This window comes from Brevibacillus sedimenti (assembly GCF_020923495.1).
Lineage (GTDB): Bacteria > Bacillota > Bacilli > Brevibacillales > Brevibacillaceae > Brevibacillus > Brevibacillus aydinogluensis.
Genome location: NZ_CP064048.1, coordinates 1,694,946 through 1,719,487, shown reverse-complemented (window position 1 = coordinate 1,719,487; position 24,542 = coordinate 1,694,946). Strand labels below are relative to the sequence as shown.

At 59.6% G+C, this 24,542-nt stretch carries 16 protein-coding genes; all 16 read right to left on the bottom strand.

Translation table 11 applies throughout. The annotated features are described in order from the left end of the window. Positions 1-3 precede the first annotated feature (3 nt). Positions 4-7,191: an amino acid adenylation domain-containing protein gene (locus IRT44_RS08415; protein WP_230077749.1), complete on the bottom strand. Its 7,188-nt coding sequence runs from the start codon at positions 7,189-7,191 to the stop codon at positions 4-6. A 14-nt stretch (positions 7,192-7,205) separates the two neighbouring features. Continuing rightward, entirely contained in the window at positions 7,206-8,147 is a 942-nt protein-coding gene (locus IRT44_RS08410; protein ID WP_230077748.1) for an isochorismatase, read from the bottom strand. A 1-nt stretch (position 8,148) separates the two neighbouring features. Then, entirely contained in the window at positions 8,149-9,789 is a 1,641-nt protein-coding gene (locus tag IRT44_RS08405; protein WP_230077747.1) for a (2,3-dihydroxybenzoyl)adenylate synthase, read from the bottom strand. A 3-nt stretch (positions 9,790-9,792) separates the two neighbouring features. After that, a complete protein-coding gene (dhbC, locus tag IRT44_RS08400; RefSeq protein WP_230077746.1) occupies positions 9,793-11,037 on the bottom strand; it encodes an isochorismate synthase DhbC in 1,245 nt (414 codons plus the stop codon). Between the two features lie 23 nt (positions 11,038-11,060). After that, the gene (locus tag IRT44_RS08395) at positions 11,061-11,846 is read right to left on the bottom strand and encodes a 2,3-dihydro-2,3-dihydroxybenzoate dehydrogenase (protein ID WP_230077745.1); all 786 of its coding nucleotides are present in this window, start codon (positions 11,844-11,846) and stop codon (positions 11,061-11,063) included. An 80-nt stretch (positions 11,847-11,926) separates the two neighbouring features. Beyond that, positions 11,927-12,787 (bottom strand): alpha/beta hydrolase, encoded by an 861-nt coding sequence (locus IRT44_RS08390; protein ID WP_230077744.1) that lies wholly within the window; start codon positions 12,785-12,787, stop codon positions 11,927-11,929. Between the two features lie 148 nt (positions 12,788-12,935). Then, positions 12,936-13,964, bottom strand: coding sequence for an ABC transporter substrate-binding protein (locus IRT44_RS08385; protein ID WP_230077743.1), 1,029 nt, complete (start codon positions 13,962-13,964; stop codon positions 12,936-12,938). A 57-nt stretch (positions 13,965-14,021) separates the two neighbouring features. Continuing rightward, positions 14,022-15,233: an AraC family transcriptional regulator gene (locus IRT44_RS08380; RefSeq protein WP_230077742.1), complete on the bottom strand. Its 1,212-nt coding sequence runs from the start codon at positions 15,231-15,233 to the stop codon at positions 14,022-14,024. 539 nt (positions 15,234-15,772) lie between these two features. Further along, the gene (gene hutI / locus IRT44_RS08375; RefSeq protein WP_230077870.1) at positions 15,773-17,005 is read right to left on the bottom strand and encodes an imidazolonepropionase; all 1,233 of its coding nucleotides are present in this window, start codon (positions 17,003-17,005) and stop codon (positions 15,773-15,775) included. Between the two features lie 144 nt (positions 17,006-17,149). Beyond that, positions 17,150-18,814, bottom strand: a complete 1,665-nt coding sequence (hutU, locus tag IRT44_RS08370; protein ID WP_171565213.1) for a urocanate hydratase — start codon at positions 18,812-18,814, stop codon at positions 17,150-17,152. 20 nt (positions 18,815-18,834) lie between these two features. After that, on the bottom strand, positions 18,835-19,809 hold the full coding sequence (locus IRT44_RS08365; RefSeq protein ID WP_230077741.1) for an agmatinase family protein: 975 nt from the start codon (positions 19,807-19,809) through the stop codon (positions 18,835-18,837). Positions 19,810-19,842: 33 nt separating this feature from the next. Beyond that, positions 19,843-20,547: an ABC transporter ATP-binding protein gene (locus tag IRT44_RS08360; protein ID WP_171565214.1), complete on the bottom strand. Its 705-nt coding sequence runs from the start codon at positions 20,545-20,547 to the stop codon at positions 19,843-19,845. Continuing rightward, positions 20,534-21,310 (bottom strand): ABC transporter ATP-binding protein, encoded by a 777-nt coding sequence (locus IRT44_RS08355; protein WP_371808876.1) that lies wholly within the window; start codon positions 21,308-21,310, stop codon positions 20,534-20,536. Before IRT44_RS08355 ends, IRT44_RS08360 begins: the two co-directional genes overlap by 14 nt. Before the next feature lies 1 nt (position 21,311). Next, positions 21,312-22,259: a branched-chain amino acid ABC transporter permease gene (locus tag IRT44_RS08350; protein ID WP_171565216.1), complete on the bottom strand. Its 948-nt coding sequence runs from the start codon at positions 22,257-22,259 to the stop codon at positions 21,312-21,314. 9 nt (positions 22,260-22,268) lie between these two features. After that, positions 22,269-23,150 (bottom strand): branched-chain amino acid ABC transporter permease, encoded by an 882-nt coding sequence (locus IRT44_RS08345; RefSeq protein ID WP_171565217.1) that lies wholly within the window; start codon positions 23,148-23,150, stop codon positions 22,269-22,271. Positions 23,151-23,261: 111 nt separating this feature from the next. Then, positions 23,262-24,428: an ABC transporter substrate-binding protein gene (locus IRT44_RS08340; protein ID WP_171565218.1), complete on the bottom strand. Its 1,167-nt coding sequence runs from the start codon at positions 24,426-24,428 to the stop codon at positions 23,262-23,264. Positions 24,429-24,542 lie beyond the last annotated feature (114 nt).

The following is a 24,542-nucleotide window of genomic DNA, read 5'->3' as shown; positions in this document are numbered from 1 at the left end:
GAATCATTCCCTCCTCGAGTGTCCGGATGCCGGACGGTCCAAGGCCTTCAGCTTGGCCGCCAGTATCTGGCCGATTTCGGCAAGCGGGCCGGGCTGACACAAATCCTTGTGCCGGCACGCGATGTCATGCCGTTCGATCCGTCCGCTTACATAGGGAATCCACATATCCGGTTCAATCGGATCAAACCAGTCCGGGATGATCGTGGAGCGGAAAAACAGCAGGTCTCCCTCGTATCGCTCCGGTACATACGCTCCCAGAATGCGGACCGAGTTCACATACGTTTGTTTCAGATTCATGATGGTCGATTCATCCAGGCTGGCCAGTGCGCTGGCGTCGCTGCGGAGGATTTCGAGCGCGCTGGCCATGGTGAGCGGGCCGCCACCCAGGCTGTCCGGATCATAGCCGCCCAAGGCGAGCAGCGCGATCAGGGCCTCCTCTTCATCCGGTTCTCCGCGAAGCGGCAGGAGGTGGCTGGGGTACGAATCGAGCATGGCCAGGAACGAGACTTCTTCTCCCTCTTTCTGAAGCTGCACGGCCATCGCATGCGCTACATTGCCGCCAAACGACCAGCCCAGCAGCCGATACGGACCGGCAGGCTGAACGGAACGAACATGTTGAAGGTAATCGGCCGTCATTTCTCCCAGCGTTTTCGGAAACTCCTCGGTCCGGGCAATGCCTCGGGCCTGCAGGCCGTAGATCGGATATTCCGTGCCGAGATGTTTCATCAGCCCGGCATAGCACCAGCTGAGTCCGCCTGCAGGATGTACGCAGAACAGCGGGAGCTGCTCGCCGTGGGCGCGGAGCGGCAGCAGCACCTGGAGCGCGCTTTTTCCCGTGTCCATGTCAAGCCGTTCAGCAAGCCCGGCAACAGTAGGCGCCTCAAACAGCACGCCGATGCCGATGTCCCGGCCCATGGTCTCGCGGATGCGGCTCATCAGGCGAACGGCCAGCAGCGAATGGCCCCCCAGCTCGAAAAAGCTGTCATCAATACTTACACGCTGCAAACCCAGCACCTCGGCAAACAAATTGCACAAGACCTCTTCCTGCGGCGTTCTGGGGCCGCGCCCGCCTGAAGTCAGGGAGAAATCGGGCGCCGGAAGCGCCTTGCGGTCCAGCTTGCCATTCGGCGTGAGCGGCAGGACATCCATTTCCACGATCGCTGACGGCACCATGTAATCAGGCAGACTGGAGGCGGCAAACCGGCGCAGTACAGCAGGTTCGACGCTTGTGTCCGCGGCCGGAACGACGTAAGCCACCAGGCGTTTGTCTCCCGGCTGATCCTCCCGCACCACTACCGCCACCTGGGCCACAGCGGGATGTCTGGCGAGCACGGCCTCGATCTCGCCCAGTTCGATGCGGAACCCCCGAATCTTCACCTGCTGGTCGGCACGGCCCCAATACTCTAAAGACCCATCGCTGAGCCGCTTGGCAAGATCGCCGGTGCGATACATCCTCGTACCGGGGGGACCGAACGGATCGGCAACAAACCGCTCCGCCGTCAAATCCGGCCGTCCCCCGTAACCGCGGGCCAGTCCGGCACCGGCGACGTACATCTCCCCCGTCACTCCCGGCGGAACAGGCTGCAGGAAATCATCCAACACGTACACCCGCAGATCCGGTATCGGGCGGCCGATCAGGCTGTTGGCACCGGAAGCTGCATGGTGACGGTCAAGCTCGATATAGCTGACATGCACGGTCGTCTCGGTGATACCGTACATGTTGATCAGCTTGGGAGCATCGTCCGGATGGCGCTGATACCAGTCCGCCAGACGTCCCAATTCCAGCGCCTCGCCGCCGAAAATCACGAAGCGCAAGGAGAGCATCTGACCCAGGTCAGGATGTTCCCGATCAGCCTGCATCAATTGATAGAACGCTGACGGCGTCTGGTTCAATACCGTCACGCCCTCCCGCACGAGAAGCTGGAGGAACTCTCCCGGCGACCTGCTGATCGCATGGGGCACCACTACAAGACGTCCGCCATGCAGGAGCGCTCCCCAAATCTCCCACACCGAGAAGTCGAAGGCATAGGAATGGAACAGCGTCCACACATCGTCAGAGCCAAAGCGGAACCAGTGATCGGTGGAAGCAAACAATCTCACCACGTTCTGATGCGGGATGACGACGCCCTTGGGCCTTCCCGTGGAGCCCGAGGTGTAGATGATATACGCCGGGCTGTGTGCAGACAGACGTCCGCGGCGTTCACGGTCACCAGGATTGGCAGGAGAATGCTGCCTGAGCCGCTCTTGCGTCTCCGGTTCATCCAGCACGATCAGGGGCAGACCGCCAGCATCAGGCAGTCTGGTGACCACCTGCGTGCTTGTAATAATGGAAACCGGTCTTGCGTCCTCCAGCATATATGCCAGCCGGTCGGCCGGGTAATCCGGATCGAGAGGCAGGTAGGCGGCTCCGGCCTTCAGCACGGCCAGCACGCCGACAACCATTTCAAACGACCGCTGCAGCGCCAGGGCCACAACCTGCTCCGGACCGACCCCCTCTGCAATCAGCAGATGCGCGAGCCGATTGGCCCGGGTGTTCAGCTCATCGTAGCTCAGGGAGACATCCTCATGGACGACGGCCACAGCCTCAGGACTTCGGACAACCTGTGCCTCGAACAACTCCGGCAGCACGGTCTGCGGCACATCGTTTCCAACCGCGCTCCATTCCTGCAGCATGCTTTGGCGCTCTTCCGGCATCAGAATATCGAGTTCTCCGATCGACTTGCCCGGATCAGCAGCCACAGCCTCCAGTACTCGCAGGAACCGGCCCGCCAATGTTTCAGCCGTACTGCGTTTGAACAGATCGGCGCTGTATTCCAGAATGCCATCCAGACCCGCAGGAGTGCCATCCGCCGAACGGCGCTCCTTCAACTCCACGGTCAGGTCAAATTTGGCCGTGCCCGCACTTTCAATTGTCAGGCTGCTCTCCACACCAGTAAGTTCCAACGCCGCATCAGGCGTGTTCTGGAGCACCAGCATGATCTGAAACAGCGGGTGTCTGGACCGGGAGCGGACGGGGTTCATAACCTCCACCAGCCGCTCGAAAGGCAGGTCCTGATGCTCGTACGCAGCCAGATTTACCTCACGGACTCTGGCCAGCAGTTCTCGGAAGCTGGGGTTTCCAGACGTGTCGGTACGAAGCACCAGCGTGTTGATGAACAATCCGACCAGGCTGTCCAGCGCATCGTCGGTCCGCCCGGCAATCGGACTGCCGATCGGAATATCGGTGCCTGCGCCGAGGCGGGTGAGCAAAGCGGCGAGGGCAGACTGCAGGACCATGAACAGGCTCGCTCTGTTTTCACGGGCCACTTCCAGCAGTCGGCCGTGCAGTTCCTCGCTGATGTGGAACGGAATGACACCGCCCCGGTAGCTGGCTTCTGCCGGTCTTGGATAATCGCACGGCAGTTCCAACTGATCCGGCAGGTTGGCAAGTGTCCGCGTCCAGTACGCAAGCTGTCTGGCGATCAAACTGTCGGGATCGCGCTCACTCCCCAGAAGCTGTTCCTGCCAAACCGCGTAATCCGCATACTGTACCGGCAGCGGCGGCCATGACGGGAGCTCGCCCCGGCAGCGGGCTGCGTAAGCGGTGGAGAGATCGCGGGCCAACGGGGTCAGCGACCAGCCATCTCCGGCGATATGGTGCAGCAGCAGCAAGAGTACGTACTCGTTTTGTCCAAGTACGAACAATTGGGCGCGGAGTGAAGGCTCCGATGAGAGTTGGAAGCTGTAGCGCACGGCGTCGGCAAGCAGCCCGGGCAGTTCAGCCTCGTTCGTTTCCGTCACAATCAGCTCAGGTCGAGCGTCGGCTGCGTCCAAAACCAGCTGGTGCGACGCGCCCGACTTGTCGGGAAAGATGGTGCGCAGGGTTTCATGGCGAGCGACGACATCGCCAATCGCCTCCTCCAGCGCCTGTACATCCAGTTCGCCGGACAGGCGGGCCACGAGCGGAATGTTATAGGCCGGATTGGGTCCATCCAGTCGGTACAGGAACCACAAGCGGCGCTGGGCAAACGAAAGCGGCACTGCCTCCGGACGCGCGACCGGCCGCACAGGCGGTCTGACATCCCGCGCATGATCGAGCCGCTTGACCAGCCCTGCTACCGTGGGTGACTCAAAGAGGCTGCCAATGCTCAATTCGACACCGAAGACATCGCGGATACGGGCGATTACCCGTCCGGCAAGCAGGGAGTGACCGCCCAATACAAAAAAGTCCTCGTCTATCCCCACATGAGCCAGGCCGAGCACTTCGGCGAACAGGTCGCACAACATCTCTTCCTGCGGCGTCCTCGGTCCGCGCCCTGTAACCGTATGGAGATCAGGCGCCGGCAGTGCCTTGCGGTCAATTTTTTTATTCGGCGTCAACGGCATTTCGGCAAGTTGGACAAACGCGGACGGGATCATGTAATCGGGCAGTTCGGCGGAGACATGCCGGCGCAGCTCGGCTGGGTCTATGCCGGCGGATGCATGCGGGACCACATATGCCACCAGCCGTTTGTCCCCTGGCTGGTCTTCCCGGACGACTACTGCAACCTGGGCGATCGCAGGATGCCGGGACAGAAGCGACTCGATCTCGCCGAGTTCGATCCGGAACCCGCGAATTTTCACCTGGTGATCGACACGGCCCACGTACTCAAGGGAGCCGTCCGGCAGCCATCTCACCAGATCTCCCGTGCGGTACATCCGGGAGCCCGGCGCGCCGTACGGGTTGGCCACGAATCGCTCGGCCGTCAGCTCCGGCCGTCCCAGGTAGCCGCGAGCCAAGCCGGCACCGGCAATGTACAGCTCTCCCACCACTCCCGGCGGAACGGGCTTCAGTCCGCCATCCAGCACATACACCCGCGTATTCCAAATCGGCCTGCCAATCGGGGGTGTTCCCGCTCGCTCATCGCCAAGGTGCATGGCAGTGGAATAAATGGTGGTTTCCGTCGGACCGTATTGATTATGGACATCGCACCCCAGTTCCTGCAGGGCGAGTTTGAGCCCGCTGGGGAACGCCTCGCCTCCCGTAATGATGCGCAGGCCGTCAAATTTGTCGGGCCTGCTCGCTGCCAGCTCGTGCCACAGGGTCGGCGTCGCCTGCATGATCGTCGTGCCGGTCTCGCGAATCATTTTCGCCAGAGCCGACGGGTCCATGATCGTATCCTTCGCGGCGATGACAACACGGGCCCCGCTCGTGAGCGGCAGGTACAGCTCCAGAACCGAGATGTCAAATGAAATCGTGGTAACCGACAGCCACGCATCCCGTTCGTCCAGCGCAAACCGATCCTGCATCGCCAGGATCAGGTTGGTCAGATTGCCAAACGTGACCATGACCCCCTTGGGTCTTCCGGTCGAACCGGAGGTGTACAGCACGTAGGCAGGATGAAGCGGCGACAAGCAGTTTGTTCGATCAGCATTGCCGGGATTGTGAATCGCTTGCCGCATCAGCCTGTCGATGGTTTCCGGCTCGTCAAACACGAGTCTTGAGCCCGTACCACAATCCGGCAGCCGATGGGCAACCTGTCTGGATGTGATGACGCATACGGGTCTGGCGTCCTCCAGCATGTAGGCTAACCGGTCGGACGGAAAGTCCGGGTCCAGCGGCAGGTACGCCGCTCCCGCCTTGTGAACCGCCAGTATGGCGACGACCATCTCCGGTGAACGCGGCAGCGCAAGCGCGACCACACGCTCCGGTCCGACACCGTGCGCCATCAGCAGATGGGCAAGCTGATTGGCTCGTTTGTTCAGCTCGGCATAGCTGAGCGAAACGCCTTCAACCTCCACGGCGACAGCCTCAGGCGTGCGGGAGGCCTGCTGCTCAAACTGCTCGTGCGCGCTGGTCGTCGGCAGGTCATGAGCGGTTTCATTCCATTCAAACAGCACCTTCTGGCGTTCCTCCGGCAGGAGCAAGTCAATCTGCGAGACTGGTTGGCCGGGGTCAGCCGACGCCATATTGTCCAGAAAACAAAGAAAGCGCCGCTGATGAACCGCCAGCTCGTCGGCGCCGTAAATCGCCGGATTGGCGTCAAAATTGAAATGCAGCCCGCTGCCGTCTGATCTGTCGTAGACGTTTATCGTCAGGTCGTCCACGGGGCCGGCCGACAGGTTTCGCGTTGTCGCGCGATGGCCGGCAAAGCGCACATCATAGTCAAACGGCATCACATTGATCATCGGACCAAACAATCGCCGGTTGTCCCCCAGCAGTTTCAGATCGCGCCGCAGATCTTCATGCCGGTAACGCTGATGCCGTCTGATCTCGCGGATTTCCTGCGAGACCTGCTGCAGGAGAGCTGCCAGACTCATGTCCGGCCGCACCGTCAACCTTAGCGGCAGCACGTTCATGACCATTCCCGGCACGCGCAGCGATGCAGAGCCGAGTCGGCACATCATGGGCAAGCCGAGAATTACATCGTTTGCGCCGGTCAACCGCTGGACATAAGCCGCCGCAGCGGCAATCACGACGTCAGACCAGGTTGTCCCCGTCTGGCTTGCCAGCCCTTTTAGCGCAGTCATGCTGGTTGGCGGAAGCTGTGCCGACTGACGCAAAAAGCCGCGGGATGTCCTCGCCGCCCTGTCTCCCAGACTGACCACCTCGGGCTCATCGGCGAAGCGTGACAGCCAAAACTGCCGATCCCGCTTTATTTGCTCCGAGCTGCGATAGGCTGCCTCTTCCTCCAGGATGGAGTGAACAGACCCAAAGGCCGCCTCGTCGTACGGCCGGCCATGGACGAGTGCCGTATAGATGTGTGCCACCCTTTGTGCCAACAGCGAATAGCCAAAGCCATCAATCGCAATATGATGGATGCGCTGATACCAGAAGAACCGGTCAGGCGCCAATTTCAACAGCGCTTGTGCAAACAGGGGACCGCGGGTCAGATCAACCGGTTGGGCCATGTCCTGCTTCATCCACGTTTCTGCCGCTTCCTGCGGATCTTCATGGCCGCTGACGTCCTCGAAATGCAGCGGCCAGTCAGCAGACGGGCAGAGGCTCTGCCACGGACCGTACCAATCCTCGCCGAAGCGCAGATGCAGCGTTTCCGCCTCCGTCACGGCCCGGCGCAGGGCAGCCTCGAACAGCGCAGGATCGACGGGGCCATGGATTTCGATGCACTCGGCGGTGTTGAAGACCGGATTGTCCGGGTCGAGCTTTTGTGCAAACCAAATGCCATTCTGCGCACCCGACAAGGGCCAGCGTACATCCTGATGATCCGGCATGAACATCACCTCTTTCATACGACGAAGTAATCCTGATTGGGCAAACTCTGCTTCAATCGTGATGACAACAGCGCCCACCAGGCGGCCAGTGTCGGCTGCTCAGCCAGTTCCACAAAGGTCACCTCTGCACCGCTGCGGCGCCATCTCTCCACCAGCGACATGATCCTGACGGAATCAAGCCCCCACACGTTAATCAGGTCGTCGTTTTTCCCAAGGTTTGCCGGCAGTTCCTGGAGCAAATCAGCTACTTGCGCGCGGATCGCTTCCTGCGTGATCGGCTGCGTGTCACTTTCACGGGCGGCCGGCGCTTCAGCCTGCACGCCGCTCAGCTGATCGATCAGACGCTGCGTCGTGATCGTGACCGCGCAGCGCTCAGCCGCGTAGGTCAGCGCCATCATGTGCTTCTCCCGAGAGAAATCCGCTACCGCATCTGCAACGAAGAACGGCTGCACATCTTTCATGAACGCTTCGCACGCGGTCATCAGGCAGCCGATATGGGCGTAGATGCCGCACACGATAAGCTGATCCCGTCCGCGCTGCTGCAACATCTCCAGCAAATTGGTCTGTTGAAAGGCGCTGTACCGCCACTTGGTCAACACCAGATCCTGCCCGCCCGGCGCAAGCTCATCGACGATCTTCTGCTGATCGGGGCACTTCGTCAGTCCCGGCCCCCAGAAATCCTGCAGCAGTCCGCGCTGCTCTGGGGACTGTTTGCCAGGCTGCGCCGAATAGATGACGGGGATTCCCTGCTCGGCGCAATAGGCTTTGAGCTTTTGGATATTGGCCAGAAGCTCCACGACCGGAGACTCCGTAACGGTGAACGCATTCAGAAAATACTGCTGCATGTCATGAATCAGCAGAGCCGCCCGCTTCGGATCAGGTGTCCACGCCACCCTGTTCTTCGGCAGGTCAGACTCTACAGGCATCGGATACGGCAATATGGCGGGAATCGCCATGCTAACTCCTCCCTTGCTTGTGTTGGTGCGTACGCGACTGCAATTGCTGGGCGATGCGTTCACGCAGCATTTTTTTGCTGATCTTGCCGACTGCCGTCATGGGGAACGAATCGACAAATTCCACTCGATCCGGTATCTTGTAAGCCGCCAATCCACGCTCCCGCAGGAACGCTTTGAGTTCGGCCGCTGTGGGAGCCGGATGATGCGGAATCACGAAGGCGCACGTGCGCTCGCCCAGATAATCGTCCGGCATGGCGACCACGGCGGCGTCATGTACGCCGGGATGAGCGAGCAGATGGTTCTCCACTTCTTCAGCCGCCACCTTGTCTCCGCCCCGGTTGATCTGGTCTTTGGCACGTCCCTCTACGACCAGATGACCTGTTGGAGTCAACCGTGCCAGATCGCCCGTGCGGTAAAAACCGTCAGCAGTGAACGCCTTGGCGTTGTGCTCCTCGGCCTTGTAATAGCCGCGAATGGTATAAGGTCCCCGGGTCAGAAGGTGTCCCACCTGGCCCGGCTCGACTTCGCGATCATTGTCGTCAACCAGGCGAATCTCATCATACGGCGACATGGGTCTGCCCTGGGTGTTCACGATGATCTCCTCGGGATCATCCAGCCGCGTGTAATTAACCAGTCCCTCCGCCATCCCGAACACCTGCTGCAGGGTGCAGCCCATCGTCGGTTTGACCATCCTGGCAGCCTCAGCAGCGAACTTGGCCCCGCCCACCTGCAGGACCTGCAGGCTGGACAGATCATGCCTTCGCGATGCCGCCGCATCCAGCCAGACCAGGGCCAGCGGAGGCACTACGGCCGTAATCGTGACCTGCTCCCGCGCGATCAGCGGAAACGCCTCGTCCGGGCTGCCGCTGCGCGCGAGAACCACTCTGCCGCCGGCGTACAGCGTCCCGAGTACGCCGGGCGAGCTGAGCGGAAAGTTGTGGGCAACAGGCAGTACCGCGAGATACACGCTGCTCTCATCAAGCTGGCAAATCTCGGCGCTGACCCGCAAACTGTAGATGTAATCATCGTGCGTCCGGGGAATCAGCTTGGGCAGTCCGGTGCTGCCGCCGGACAGCTGGAGAAACGCCACATCGCTGGCGCTCGGCCCTTCCGGCAGACTGACGGGATCTGTGCGCATTTCATCCAGCGCGTCAAACTGTCCCGGGTCGCCCGCCACAATCACGTGACGCAAGGTGGGAACGCTCTCCTTGACATGAGCGGCAAGCTCGCGGTAGTCAAACCCCGCTTCAACGTCTGGGATGACGTACGCAACCGCTTTGGTGAACTCGCACAAATAGGTGATCTCACTCTTTCGATGCAGGGGAAGGGCAAACACAGGCAGCGCCCCCAGCCGAAACAGTGCAAAAATCACTTCAAAAAATTCCAGGATATTGGGAAGCTGCACGACGACCCGGTCCATCGGCTTGATTCCCAGCTTCTGAACCCCCGCTGCCAAGCGGTCGGCCCGGGCGTCAAGTTCCGCGTAGCTGATCCGCCTGTCACCGCTGACGATGGCGATGCGTTCCCCGTAAGCGGCGGCACGCTTCCGCAGCATCTCTCCAAACGTCTCACCCTGCCAGCACCCTGCCGCCCGGTATCGATCGGCAAATTCCTTGGGCCACGTTGGGCATCCTGACAGCATGACTTACCCCTCCTTTCTTCCGGCCAGCACCGGCTGGTTCAGCCCCATGGCCAGAAGCATGGTGCGAAACTTCGCAGATGTTTCCAAAAGTTCTGCCTCCGGATTTGAGCCGAGGACGATACCTGCTCCGGCAAACAGACGAATCACGCGCCCCTCCACTTCGGCGCAGCGGATGGTGACTGCCCACTCCCCATCGCCGTTTGCATCGCACCATCCGACCATTCCCGTAAAGAACCCCCGATCAAACGGCTCCAACTCCTGAATCACCGCACGCGCCTGATCGACAGGCGTTCCGCATACAGCGGGAGTCGGGTGAAGCGCTGCCGCCAGCTGAAGCGACGAGGTGGAGGGATCGATCAGCTCCCCGCTTATTTCCGTGGAAAGATGCCACATGGTGTTGGTCTGCACCAGCGAAGGCTCCCGGGGAACGTCCAGATGCTTGCAATAGGGACGGAGCGCTTCGACGACTGCCTCGACGACCACCGCATGCTCATGCCGGTCCTTGGCGGAAGCAAGCAGCGAAGCCGCGCGCCGCTCATCCTCGCGGGGATCGTCACTGCGGGCCGCAGAACCTGCCAAGGGATTGGCCATGATGTACGGTCCTGTCTTGGCAACGAGCAGTTCCGGGCTGGCGCCGATCAACGTCCGCGATCCTTCGCTGTCCGCCGCAGCGCTGCGCACGCCCTTTGGCGTCAGGTTTGCCGCGAATGTGTAGCCGCGCGTGTTGTGCCGGGCCAGGTTGCGGAGCAGTTGATGGATATTCACGGAGTCAGAGGAGGTCAGGTGCAGCGATCTCGCCAGCACCACCTTCTGAATGTCACCTTGTTGAAGGCGCGCCAATATCCGGTTTACGCCCTCCTCATATTCCGCCGGCGCCGGTATTTCGCGAATCTCAAAGGCAGATGCAGCGTTCTGTTCAGCCAAAACGTCCGGTGTGAATTCAAGCGGTCCTGCCCATTGGAGGGTTTGCGGCACGACGAGTTGGGCTGGCTTCGTGTGATCAAACGGAACCGCGCCGACTGCGACCGACGTGCCGTGCCCGGACCGCTCAGCGCTGGCAAGCAGCTCGGCAACTCTTCGGGCCAGGCTTCTCAACGCATCCGGTCCCTCGTACTCCGGCAGTCTGGCCCATTCTCCCTCTGCGAGCAGGGTACGCTTGGGCGAAGAGAAAAAGAAGGCGGAGCCCACTTGATATGCTTCGAGCAGCGCTGTGGCGCTTGCCGCGGAACCAGCAACTTGTTTCAGCATTCATCGTCATCTCCCATCCATTTTTACATTCCCAGGGTTGCACCGCCGTCGACGCACAGGTCGTGCATCGTAATATGCCGCGCCTGGTCGGATACCAGAAACAGCACCGCATCGGCAATGTCCGAGGGCTGGGCCATCCTTCCAAGCGGTATGCCCAGGCGGTACTGCTCCAAATTGCCGGCGATGACAGCCTGCGCGCCATGGTCATCCGCCCATAATGCCCGCTGCATGGCTGTGTCGGTTGAGCCGGGCGATACCACATTGCAGCGGATATTGTACCGGGCGTACTCCAACCCCAGGCACTTGGTGAACATCGTCGCAGCTGCCTTCGAGGCCGCGTAGGCCGACATCTGCATGCGCGGCACCCCAGCGGCGTTTGAAGCGACGGTCACAATCGCACCGGATCGGCGGGAGGCCATGCGCCTGACGACCGCGCGGGAAACATAGAACACTCCGTTTGCATTCACCGCGAACGTGGCCGCCCAATCCTCGTCGCTGAGCGATTCGATTGGCCCTGTGCGCAGCACGCCGGCGACGTTGACCAGTATGTCGATCGGACCGAGCTCCTGTTCGATTCGCTCTACCATCGCTTCGACGGCGCCGCTGTCACGAATGTCTGTGGGAAAAGCTGCTGCCTGATGACCGCCGGCACGCAGTTCTTCCACGAGTGCTTGGACGCCTGCGGCCTGCTTGTCTGCCGCCGCAACCAAGGCTCCACGCTCGGCCAGGGCCGCTGCTACCGCTCTCCCGATCCCCTGCGCGGCTCCTGTGACCAAGGCAACTTTACCCGTAATTCCCGCAATCTCCATAAAGGTCTCTCTCCTCTTACTCCCATCGGGGCTGCAATGATGCGGCGCACTCTCCACTCGTCACGCGCCGCATGGCCTCGTTATTTCTCTGGATACAAGGCAAAACGCAGGGCCCTGCTGATCAGGACCGGCAGCACCGATACATGGTTTTCGTCCTCAAACTCTTTGAACACCACCTGCAGCCCACGTGCAGCATGGGCGGACAGACGTTCTGACAACTCCCGGGCATGATAGCAATTTTGGGATACGTGATCTTTTTCCATTTCTCCGAACCCAAGCAGTACCTTGATGTTCAGCGATTCCTGCTCCAGGCGGGCTGCGAACTGCTTCTCCGCCTGCATCAGATGCTGCCGGTTCCAATGGATCGAGGGGCTGCCGGCGATATAGCACTGAAAGGCATCCGGCTTCGTAAACAGCACGTGCAGGGTGAACAGTCCGCCAAGGGAATGGCCGAAGAGCGTTTGTCTGCTGCGGTCGATCTTGAATTCCCGTGCGATCCGCGGCTTCAGCTCTTCTTCAATGAACTGCAGGAACGCTTCAGCTCCCCCTTGCGGAGGCAGGGCAGCCCCGTTCGGAAGTTGCGTAAATTCCGTGGTGGGCATGGGCGTCAGATCGTAATACCGGGCCGGGGCAAACGGGCCGTCCGTTTCATAGCCGATGCCGACGACCAACGCCGGTACAACCCCTGTCTTCTCCGGGCGGCCGCTCTGCAGGCGAACGGCCTCCACCATCGTTCCGAAAACGGAATTGGCATCCAGCACGTAAATGACCGGATATCCCGAGGGAGGCGGCGCTTCCGCCGGGGTGGCCACCATGATCTGATAGCTGCGGTTTTCCGCGCGCGACTGCATGATCCATCGTTTGGAACGGGGGATTTCCGCCTTGCCGCTCGCGGTCTCCTCGAGCGAGACAGCGCGCTGTTCAGGATGATCGAAAGACATGGATGACATTTCCTACCTTTCTTCACTTACATTTACATCTGGACGGCGTGAAAATCTCCCTTCCAGGCTGCAAGGTGGCCCCATCGATGTGATGTTGTTTCACTTGTTTGCCATACAGGGAGACGTTCAGACATGCGTTTGCTTCCGCTTATTTGGCAAGCAGTTTGACCGTATCGTCAATAATCTTTTCATAGGCGATCAGACCGCTGCCAAGCCAGTACTCGTCGTTCACCTCGTACACGTGCCCCTGCTTCACCGCCGGGATGCTCTTCCAGATGGAACTTTCCGTCATCTCCTTCATGCGCTGTGTCCCTTGACCATACGCATTGATGACAAATATGTAGTCAGCGTCAAGATTCGATAACGTCTCCAGCGTCACGTTCGCACTGTTTGCGTTCTCCACCAGCTTGGACTTTCCGACCCCCAACTGCTGGTGCACAACATTCCCGCACAGATAATTTGCTCCCATCAGGCTGACGCCTTTGGCAGCAAAGCGCATAATCGCGACCTTTTTTCCCCCGACCGCCTGATCCAGCTTTTCTTTGGCCTCCTGCACTTTCTGCCGGTACGCTTTCAGCGCTTGATCGGCTTCGGCAGATTTGCCGAGCAGCTCTCCCAGCGTGACGAGCGACTTTTCGACGTCGCCGGACGCATTCTGAAACACGTAGGTCGGTGCGATCTTGGCATAGTTCTCATAGGTGCCATTGGCGGCGTACGTCGCGGTGTGCAGGATGATCAAATCGGGATTGTAGGACATGATCACCTCTGGAGACGGCAGTCCTCCCGAGAAGTCCAGCTTCGGCACATCCTTCAGCTCCTCTTGCAGATACGCGTGTGCCATGTTGCCGTTGGACCATTGGACCACTGGCTTGATGCCCAGCTTGAGCAGCGAATCCTCGAGATAAGGGGCAAATACCCGCTTGGGTTCCGCTGGCACGGTGATTTCATGGCCAAGTTCGTCCTTGACCGTTCGCTCACCAGACGATGCGGGAGTGTTTGCTCCCGTTGCAGAAGTATCAGCGGCAGTTGACACCGATTGCGGCTGTTCGGACGACTCCGCACGTTGAGCCTGATTGGAGCCGCAGCCGGTCAGCAAACTGACTGCCAGCACCAGGCACAGCCAGACGGTAAACGGAAAACGAAAGACAGTGCCAAACCGATTGGCCAGATGAAACATGGTGTTCCTCCTCTTGTGATAATCATTCTCACCGAGAATGATTATAGATGATGCCGCTCAAGCGTCACCATGGGTTCTATCCAGAAGAACATTTGGACATTTTCCCGTAAACAGGAGCATGGCTTCATCCAGCATCCGGAGAATGGACATCGCCGAGTACTCAAACCACGGATCAGCAGAGATCAGGTGCACATTCAGGTTTGTGACTGCTTTCAACTGGCGCCAGGCCGCCTTGTGCTGCAGCGCCAGCCAGTACGCCCGCGACGATGCCTCGGGACACACCACCAGCAATATCCGGTCAGGATCAAGCTCCGCCACCTGCTCCAGCGTAAGCTGCGCATGTTCGGACGGTTCCGGCCGAAATACGGTCCTGATCCGCAGATCCCGGTGCAGCACGTCCTCCAGCCCGCGGTTCCAGTAGGCATGGATCGCCTGGCCGTAGATACGCAGCACCAGAATGCTGTCGTGTCCCAGCTTTGCCTCAATCTGCTCCCGGGCCGACTGAACCCTCTGTTCATATCGCCGGATCCACATCTCCGCCTGATCCTCCCTGTCCAAAAAACGGGCGATCATGCGGAGCTGGTCTCTCCACCCCAACTTCTCTGTCGGAACGAAAAACGAAGACGCCATGTCCGTCAATTTGTCTTTCTCGGCGGGCAGCAGTTGGTCGGTTCCGACAATGGCGTCCGGTCGAATTCGTATGATCTTGTCCAGGTTTGATTCAAACTGCCAGCTCGTGTACGGGTCGGTCAGCGTTAAATGCGCCTTGATCTGCGTGCGATAGGCGTTGTAGTAATAGGGCGTCCACTTGGGGTCCAGCGGCGCTGCAATCGGCACCACGTTCAACGCAAGCAGATGACCCGTAACCGCAGCGGAGCACGCAGCGATGCGTTTCTTGAAATGTTTCGCGAAATCGGACGGTGATACGCCCACTTCCTTTTTAAACTTGCGGCTAAAGTAAAACTCGTCGCTATACCCAACTTTTGCGGCGATATCCCGCAAGCGCTCCCCGGATTCGGCCAAATAGCGCTTCGCCCGGTTGATGCGCAAATCCGTCAAATATTCCATGGCGCTCTGACCAAATGTCTTTTTGAAAAGATCCACAAAATACTTGGGACTGATGTTCGCCATCTGCGCAAGCTGCTTGATCGAAAGAGGTTCGTTGTAGTGCTGGTCCATGTATTCCTTGATTTTGGCCAGGTTTGCTTTGGGATTCCGTCTCGGCCTGCACGAGCTGATGTCCGCTGCCTGTCCGTTGTCTGTACGCATGAGACGCCTCCCCCTCCCAAACACCAATAATGAGAATCATTATCACTAAAAAGGTAGCACAGGCGGCTCTTCCAGTCAATCCCATTATGGAAAATGAATCATGTGCACCACTGTCTGGACAGCAAAAAAGGCACGGAGCAACTGTTTCCGTGCCTCAGACTGAAGACAAACTGTACTTTTTCATTGAAGTTCCGCAAGGAAACGATCTGTCCATCGTTGTCAGGCCGAAAGGCCTGCACATTCATCAACCGAAGATGGAGAAAAAGTACATCGCATGGAGTGATGGGCCAAGCGAGCTCCTTTGACGACCGGCTCAGCGGAAAAACGAAAGACGCGGGGAAAAACAGGGGACACAAGTCTCACTTCGTCGAAACACCCAGATGTTTGTCCCCTGCCCGCGTCGCGTTTTGGAGCGGACATCATCCATCTTCTATGATGGGCGTCAAGCGAGCGAGCGGGCCCGATCATCCATGCGCCACGGACTTTGTCTACACGCTGAGGCACGGAGCAACTGTTTCCGTGCCTTGTTTCATCTGCTTTTACTTCTCCAAAAGCCGTCCTCCGGCCACCACGACGCGCCCTTTCTTGATCACCGTGTCCACGTGGTTGATGCCGAAGTGATACGGCACATACGCCAGGTTTTCGGCGTTGAACAGCACCAGGTCCGCCAGCTTTCCGGGCTCAAGACTGCCCACCTGGTCTCCGCGGCCAATCGCATAGGCTGCGTTGATCGTCATGGCAGTAAATACTTCCTCCGGTGACATGTTCAGATTCAGGCATGCCAGGGTCATCACCAGCTGCAGCGATTCCGTGGGCGAACTGCCCGGATTGTAGTCAGTGGACAGCGCAACCGGCACTCCCAGCTCGATCATGGTTCGGGCCCGAGCGTGGGACTTGGCGCGCAGGTTGAATGACGTTGCCGGCAGGCAGACGGCGATCACGCCCGCATCCCGCATCGCCTTCAATCCTTCATCGGTAGCGGCCAGCAGATGCTCTGCGGAAATGCAGCCCATCTCTGCGGCCAGCTGCGCCCCGCCGAGCGGTTCAATCTCGTCGGCATGCAGCTTCAACCCGAACCCCAGCTCTTTTGCGGCGGCGAGAATCGCCCGCGACTCGTCCACCGAAAACACCCCGTGCTCGCAAAAAACGTCGCAAAACTCGGCCAGTCCCTGCCGCATTACCTCCGGCAGCATCTCCTCGATCACCAGCTTGACGTATTCGGCGGAGCGGCCCTTGTACTCCGCCGGTACGGCGTGTGCCCCCATAAACGTCGACACCAGGTCGATCGGATGCGTTTCATCCAGCCGCCTGGTCACACGAAGCTGCTTCAGCTCGTCTGCCAGCGTCAGTCCGTAGCCGCTTTTTGCCTCTACAGTCGTCGCCCCGTACAGCATCATGATATCCAGACTCTTCCGTGCCTTTTCGTACAGTTCGTCTTCCGTCGCAGCCCGTGTAGCCCGCACCGTGCTGAGAATCCCGCCGCCCTGGGCGAGGATGTCCAGATACGACATGCCCTTTAGTTTCAACACCAGTTCGTTTTCCCGGGAACCTCCATGCACCAGATGGGTGTGCGGGTCCACCAGGCCCGGCGTCACCAGACGCCCATTTGCATCCAGGCTCTGCTCGATGGGCAGCCCGGCGATTTCCGCCCGGACGTCCGCTTCCGCACCGGCGGCCACGATTTTGCCATCCGCAATCGCCACAGCTCCGCCCGTCACGAGCCCGACATCCGACATCTCGACTCCCCGTCGCGGCCCATGCTTGCCGCCCATCGTCACCAGCACACCGATGTTGTGTACCAACAGATCAATCCGTTCCGGCTTCACGCTTTCTCTCCTCCATGGAAGCATCCCGAGGAAAAACTCCCTCGGGATGCCGCTTTTTTCGCGTTGTTTCGCTCGTCTTTCCCCAGACGGTCAGATGTCCAGCATCGGCACGCGAACACCGCGCTCCTTGGCCGTCTGGATCGCCTTGTCGTACCCGGCGTCGGCGTGTCGAATGACCCCCATGCCCGGGTCGGTGGTGAGCACACGGGAAAGCCGCTCTTCCGCTTCCTGCGAACCGTCAGCCACTACCACCATGCCGGCATGCAGGGAGTAGCCCATCCCCACGCCGCCGCCGTGGTGCACCGACACCCAGCTGGCGCCTGCTGCCGTATTGACCAGCGCGTTGAGGATCGCCCAGTCGCCCACCACATCGCTGCCGTCTTTCATGCTCTCCGTTTCCCGGTTGGGAGACGCCACCGAACCGCAGTCGAGGTGGTCGCGGCCGATGACGATCGGTGCGGATATTTCTCCGCGTCGCACCATCTCGTTGATGGCCAGACCCATTTTGACCCGCTCGCCGTATCCCAGCCAGCAAATGCGCGCAGGCAGGCCCTGGAAGGCCACTTTTTCGCGGGCCATGGTAATCCAGCGGCGCAGGTGCTCGTTTTCCGGGAACAACTTGAGCACCAGTTCGTCCGTCTTGTAGATGTCTTCCGGATCGCCGGACAGCGCTGCCCAGCGGAACGGGCCTTTCCCTTCGCAGAACAGGGGACGGATGTAGGCCGGGACGAAGCCGGGGAAGTTGAACGCGTCTTTCACCCCTTCGTCGTAGGCCACCTGGCGGATGTTGTTGCCGTAGTCGAATACGACAGCTCCCATTTTTTGCAGGTCAAGCATCGCCTGCACGTGCACCGCCATCGACTCGCGAGAAAGGCGGACGTACTTGTCGGGATCGTTCTTGCGCAGTTCGGCCGCCTCTTCCAACGTAAAGCCGCGGGGCACGTACCCGTTGAGCGGATCGTGCGCGGATGTCTGGTCGGTGACGAAGTCCGGCACGATGCCGCGGCGCACGAATTCGGGATAAATGTCGGCAGCATTGCCAACGAGACCAATGGACAGCGGCTTGCCCTGTTCCTGCGCCTCCCGGGCCAGCTTCAGCGCTTCGTCCAGGTCGTGCACCATCACGTCGCAATACCGGGTGTCTATCCGGCGCTGAATGCGGGACGGATCGACGTCGACGCCAATTACCACCCCTTCATTCATCGTAACGGCAAGCGGCTGAGCTCCACCCATGCCGCCCAACCCGGCTGTCAGGGTGAGCGTCCCTTTCAGCGTGCCGCCGCGGTGCTGGCGGGCCGCTTCCGCAAAGGTTTCATACGTCCCCTGCAGGATGCCCTGAGTGCCGATGTAGATCCAGCTGCCGGCGGTCATCTGGCCGTACATCATCAGCCCCTTTTGCTCCAACTCCCGGAACGTTTCCCAGTTGGCGTACGCCGGCACCAGCACGGAGTTGGAAATCAGCACGCGGGGCGCGAGCGGATGCGTTTTGAAAATGCCGACCGGTTTTCCCGACTGCACCAGCAGGGTCTCATCCCCCTCCAGGTTTTTCAGGCACTCCACGATCTTGTCAAAGCACTCCCAGTTGCGCGCCGCTTTTCCGATCCCCCCGTACACCACGAGGTCTTCCGGACGCTCCGCCACTTCCGGGTCCAGATTGTTCATCAACATCCGCAGGGCTGCTTCCTGCTGCCATCCTTTCGCGTTCAATTGGCTGCCGCGGGGTGCGCGGATGATGCGTGCCTTGGTTTCTGCCATAGGGTCCTCTCTCCTTTTCCTCATTGTTTTCTCGTCATGACGCCTGCCATGAACGTAAGGATTACGTGCAGCGCCGTACGAACCGTCGCCCGGCGCGGGTCCTGCAGGGGATCAATGCAGACCACGTCAAATCCTTTGACTTTCGGGTTTTGGCCAAGCAGGTACACAGCGTCGAGCAGCTGCCACGACGTCATGCCAGCCGGCACCATGGCCGGGACACCCGGTCCAAACGCCTGATCCAGCACGTCCATGTCCACTGTCACGTAGATGGCGTCCGTGCCGCTGCCGGCAATCTCCATCGCCTTGTAAATCAGCGGCTCGATCCCTTCCCGGGCCACCTGCCGGGCGGTAAACTGGGTAATGCCCTGTGAAACCGCGTATTCCCTGTACGCCCTGGAGTTGGCAAAGCTGTGAATTCCCACCTGGGCGATGTGCTTCCCTTCCACCGTCCCCGACTCCAGTAGGCCGCGGATCGGAGTGCCGTTGGTCGGTCCGCCGTCTTCCAGATTCCGTACATCCATATGCGCGTCAATTTGCACGATGCCCACCTTTCCGGCAAACCGCCGCTTAAACGCCTTGACCGACGGGCAGGTGATGGAGTGGTCTCCTCCCGCGATGATCGGGAGCAGGTCGGGCAGCGCTTCGTAGACATTGGTCAGCGCCTGCTCGATGTTGGCGTGGCATCGGTACAAATCCGTAGGATGCATCTGGACGTCCCCCAGGTCGCGTGCCCGCAGCGCCGTCAGGTCGATGTCGTAATCGATGCTGTACGTCGTCACAGTGGGAAACAGCTCCCGCAGCGCATTGGGCGTCATGGAGGCCGCCGACACGCTGATCGACGTCTTGGAGAGCGGCACGCCGATAAACCCGACGTCAATCGGCTCCTCTCCGTCCCACGGTGTCAGCCACTGGGCCACTTTGGTCTCATAGCGGTCCCGCCAGTTGGACTGGCGCACCAGTTCCGGAGGATTCATCAAAGCAATCCTCTTTTTCAATAAAACCCCTCCTTGTCTCACCACGATCCAGCACTAGCCACCGAGATACGCTTTTTTCACGATGCCCTGCTCCTTTAGCTCCTCAGCCGTTCCGTGGAAACGGATCTCCCCGTGCTCCAGGACGTAGCCGCGATCAGCAACAGAGAGAGCCATCGTCGCATTTTGCTCGACCAGGAGGATCGTCATGCCTTGCCGTTTAATCTGCCGGATCGTCTGAAAGATGTCTTTCACTACGATCGGCGCCAGTCCCATAGACGGCTCATCCAGGATGAGCAGACGCGGTTTGGCCATCAGTGCCCGACCGATCGCCAGCATCTGCTGTTCGCCCCCGCTCATCGTGCCGGCGAGCTGGTCTTTTCGCTCGGCCAGCCGGGGAAACAATTCGAACACGCTCTCCATCTCCCGCTCCAGTTCTGCTTTGGAAGCCCGGCGCGAATACGCCCCCATCATGAGGTTATCGGCGACGGTCAGCCTGGGAAAGACCCGCCGTCCTTCTGGCACCATCACGATTCCTTCCTGCACGATGCGGTGGGTGGGAACTCCGTTTAATTCGTTCCCGCCATAACGGATCGAGCCCTTGGCCGGGAGCACCCCGCAGATCGCGTTAAGCGTCGTGGTCTTGCCCGCCCCGTTGGAGCCGATCAGCGTCACCACCTCGCCTTCCTCGACGGAGAGCGACAGGTCGCGCACGGCGTGAATGCTCCCATACCAGACATTCAGCATGTCAATGTGCAGCACCGCTGTCCACCTCCTCTCCCTCTTCCTTGCCGATGTACGCTTCGATTACGGCCGGATGGGAGACCACCGCCTCCGGCACATCGTCGGCGATCTTCACCCCGTGGTCCAGCACGGCGATGCGGTCGCACAAGCCGACAACCATGGAGACGTTGTGCTCGATGAGGATGACAGTCGTGCCCTGCTCGCGGATAAGGCGGATGAGCCCCATCATCTCCTGCACTTCCTCGGCGTTCATGCCGGCGGTCGGTTCATCGAGCAGAAGCAGCTTGGGCCGGGAGACGAGCGCACGGGCGATTTCCACCCGCCGCTGGTTGCCGTAAGACAGGTTTCCCGCCTGCTCGTGCTCGCAGCCCGCCAGTCCGACTATCTCCAGCATGCGCAGGCTTTCTTCCGTCACCATCCGCTCTTCGTCCCGGGCGGAACGAAGACCCAGGATCGACGCCCATAGCCCGGCGCCGGTTTTGTGGAACATCCCCACCTTCACGTTGTCCAGCACTGTCTCTTCCTTCAACAGCCGGATATTTTGAAAAGTTCGAGCGATCCCGCACCGGGCGATGCGATAGGGACGCAGCCCTTGAATCTCCCGTCCTTCGAATGCGATCGTTCCTTCATCCGGCTTGTAAATGCCCGTCAAAATATTGAAAAACGTCGTTTTCCCTGCGCCGTTGGGACCGATGAGCCCGACGATTTCTCCCTGGCGGACCTTGAGGCTGACATTGTCCACCGCCGTCAATCCGCCGAACCGCTTGATGATCCCCTGCATATCAAGCAACCCGATCACCGCCTTTGTCCAAGGGTTTGACCGCTGACCGGCGAATATTCACAAGTTTTGCGCCGGTTTTGCCAAATAACCCTTTCGGCCGGTACCGCATGATCAGCACCATGAGAATGCCGTACAGCATCATTTTGTAGGTGTCGAGGTACTTCGGATCGACGAGTTCGAACTCAAAGAGCCGAAACATCTCAGGCAGCATGTACAGGAGCGTTACCCCAAAGAAGGTACCGAAGATGCTGCCAAGCCCTCCCAGCACCACCATGCTCAGTACCGTGGCCGAAACGGTGAAGCCGAATGATTCGCCACTGATAAACGACACCTTGTGAGCAAACAGCGCCCCGGCCGCTCCCGCGTAGGCCCCGCCAATGGCAAACACCAGCACCTTGTAATACGTCGTGTTGATGCCCATTGACTGAGCTACCGTCTCGTCCTCACGAATGGTCATCCAGGCCCGGCCGATGCGCGACCCGGTCATCTTTTTCATGATGACCACGGCGGCAATCAGCACAACCGTCACCAGCAGCAGGTACCCTGTGTTTTTCAGCGCTGTCCCGAACAGGGAAGGCGCCGGGATCGCGTCAATTCCGTAGGCCCCGCCGGTGATCTCCGCGTTCTTGAAGAAGGACTGAGCGATCAGCCCGAGCCCGAGCGTGGTGATCGCCAGAAAGTCTTCCCGTACCCGCAGGCTGGGAAGCCCAAACAGCGCGCTGATAAGGAAGGTGACGACCACGGCGGCTGCCATGGAAAGCCAGGCATTCCACCCGTACTTCACAGACAGGATGGCGGAGGTGTAGGCACCGATGCCGTAGAACGCGGCGTGCCCCAGCGACACCTGTCCTGCGTAGCCCGTGATCAGATTCAGGCCCAACCCGAGCAGCAGGTAGATCATCCAAAAGACAACGATGTCAACGTAATAGGGATTGAAGAGATCGTCCATCGCCACCACCTACACTTTCTCCACGTGCTTGCCGAACAATCCGGACGGCCTCAACAGCAAGATCAGAATCAGGATCACAAAGGCGATCGCATCCTTGTCGACGACCATTTTGGTCATGAAACCGTCGCTAAGCGATTCCACAATACCCAAAATCAGGCCGCCGGCGATGGTTCCCGGGATGGACCCCAATCCGCCGAGGACGACCACGCAGAATGCCTTCAGCCCGGGGATTGCCCCCATTGTGGGAAAGAGCGAGTTAAAATTCCATGCGACCAGCACGCCAGCGACCGCCGCCAGTGCCGATCCGATCATAAACGTTACCGACACCACGCGGTTGACGTTGACGCCCATCAGCGACGCCGCTCGCATGTCCTGAGCGGCTGCCTGGATGGCGATCCCCATCCGGGTACACTTCAGGAACGCGTACAATAGTCCCAGGCCGATCAATCCGGCCAGAATGATGAACAACTTCACGTTGGTAAACGTGACCGATTCCGTTAACGGGATGACGGACACCTCGACACCCGTCTCGGGAAACGCCTGGGTATCGGAGGTGAAGATCACCTGGAACAGGTTTTCGAGGAAAATGGCAACACCTACGCCGCTAATCAAGGTGGCGATGGGATGGGCTCCCCTAAGAGGCCGGTAGGCAAAGCGCTCGACCGCCACTCCGGCCAGGGCAGCCACCGCCATGGCAAACAGGATGGCAAGGATAAACGGCAGGTGCAGATACGTGATGGCAATCATCGCTGCAAACGCGCCGACCATGTAAATGACCCCGTGAGCAAAGTGGAGCAGTTTCAATACCCCGTACACCATGGTCAGCCCGACGGACACCAAAATGTAGATAAAGCCGAGCGCCACTCCGTTCAAAATTTGCTGTGCCAGCACCCGTCTCACTCCTTTCCTGGCGAGAGTCAACGTTGTGAGAAAAAAAGGAGGACCACCGGGCGATCCTCACCTGCATATCACACCAAACCTAAACTCAGACAAAACGATCAGTTAGTGGTACACCTTGGATGTGACAAACTGGAACGTGCCATCCTTCACCGTCATGAAGATGACCGGCTTGATCACCTCGTGATCAGGGCCGAAGGAGATCTTGCCCGACGTGCCCTCAAAGTCCTTCGTCTCGTTGATCGCTTGTGCCAGTTTCTCGCGGTCCGGGCCCGCTTTCTTGAGCGCCTCAAGAATCACCATGGCGGCGTCGTAGCTTTGCGAGGAAAGCATGTCCGGTTCTCCCTGATACTTCTCCTTCCACGCTTTCACAAACTTCTGCACGACCTCGCGCTGGTCGGTGGTGTAGAACGACGTCGTGAAGACCGAATCTTCCGTATTTTCTTTTCCGAGCTCCAGATACTTGGGCGAATCAAACCCGTCCACCCCGAGCAGTTGGGCGGTGATCCCCGCTTCCCTGGCCTGCTTTACAATCGCGGCCGCCTCATTATAGTACCCGACGATATACAAGGCATCCGGGTTGGCTGCCTTGACCGCAGTCAAAAGAGAGCTGAAGTCCTTGTCCCCCATCTTGAACGGACGGTCAATGACGATGTCCGCCCCCAGTTTCTTCGCCTCTTCCTTGAATGCGCCGAAGATGGACTGGCCGTAGTCGATGTCCACATACAGCACAGCGAACTTTTTCTTGCCCAGATCGTTGACGGCGTAATCAGCCATAGCTTTCCCCTGGATCGGGCCGGTGTAGATGATCCGGTTTACGTAATCCCCGCCGTTGGTAATCTCCGGGTGAACTGCGTACGCAACTGTCATGGGTACTTTCGCTTCCTGTACCTTGGGCGCTACCGTCTTCGAGGGGCCGCTGTACGCTCCTCCGACGATTGCCACCACCTTGTTGCTGTTGATCAACTTTTGCACAGCTTTGAGCGCCTCTTCCGGCTTGCCCTGATCGTCTTCAGCAATCAGTTCCACCTTTTTCCCGTCAATCCCGCCTGCCGCATTGACCTGCTCCACAGCAAGCAACGCGGCATCACGGCTGTGCGTCCCGTCGGTCGCTGTGGGGCCGGTCAGCGGGCCGAACCAGCCGATTTTAATCGTATCGCCACCGCCGCCAGAACCTCCTGTGCCGCCACTGCCAGAACTGTTCCCTCCGCAAGCGCTTACAATCAGAGCCAAACTTACCAATCCCGTCAGCAACAACGAAGCTTTTCTCAAACTCACGCGACCCCCTCTATTGTTTTCCGACAACTCGCCCTACTGCGAATTATCTGAGTCTTACGCGATGTCGTTATCTCGTATTCTACTGCATTGATTGGTCCTCTCCACTAG

Excerpts from the sequence above, each read along its gene's own strand:
- IRT44_RS08415 (WP_230077749.1), bottom strand. The coding sequence starts at position 7,191 with ATGCCGGATCATCAGGATGTACGCTGGCCCTTGTCGGGTGCGCAGAAT.
- IRT44_RS08410 (WP_230077748.1), bottom strand. The coding sequence starts at position 8,147 with ATGGCGATTCCCGCCATATTGCCGTATCCGATGCCTGTAGAGTCTGAC.
- IRT44_RS08405 (WP_230077747.1), bottom strand. The coding sequence starts at position 9,789 with ATGCTGTCAGGATGCCCAACGTGGCCCAAGGAATTTGCCGATCGATAC.
- dhbC (WP_230077746.1), bottom strand. The coding sequence starts at position 11,037 with ATGCTGAAACAAGTTGCTGGTTCCGCGGCAAGCGCCACAGCGCTGCTC.
- IRT44_RS08395 (WP_230077745.1), bottom strand. The coding sequence starts at position 11,846 with ATGGAGATTGCGGGAATTACGGGTAAAGTTGCCTTGGTCACAGGAGCC.
- IRT44_RS08390 (WP_230077744.1), bottom strand. The coding sequence starts at position 12,787 with ATGTCTTTCGATCATCCTGAACAGCGCGCTGTCTCGCTCGAGGAGACC.
- IRT44_RS08385 (WP_230077743.1), bottom strand. The coding sequence starts at position 13,964 with ATGTTTCATCTGGCCAATCGGTTTGGCACTGTCTTTCGTTTTCCGTTT.
- IRT44_RS08380 (WP_230077742.1), bottom strand. The coding sequence starts at position 15,233 with ATGCGTACAGACAACGGACAGGCAGCGGACATCAGCTCGTGCAGGCCG.
- hutI (WP_230077870.1), bottom strand. The coding sequence starts at position 17,005 with ATGGGCGGCAAGCATGGGCCGCGACGGGGAGTCGAGATGTCGGATGTC.
- hutU (WP_171565213.1), bottom strand. The coding sequence starts at position 18,814 with ATGGCAGAAACCAAGGCACGCATCATCCGCGCACCCCGCGGCAGCCAA.
- IRT44_RS08355 (WP_371808876.1), bottom strand. The coding sequence starts at position 21,310 with ATGCAGGGGATCATCAAGCGGTTCGGCGGATTGACGGCGGTGGACAAT.
- IRT44_RS08350 (WP_171565216.1), bottom strand. The coding sequence starts at position 22,259 with ATGGACGATCTCTTCAATCCCTATTACGTTGACATCGTTGTCTTTTGG.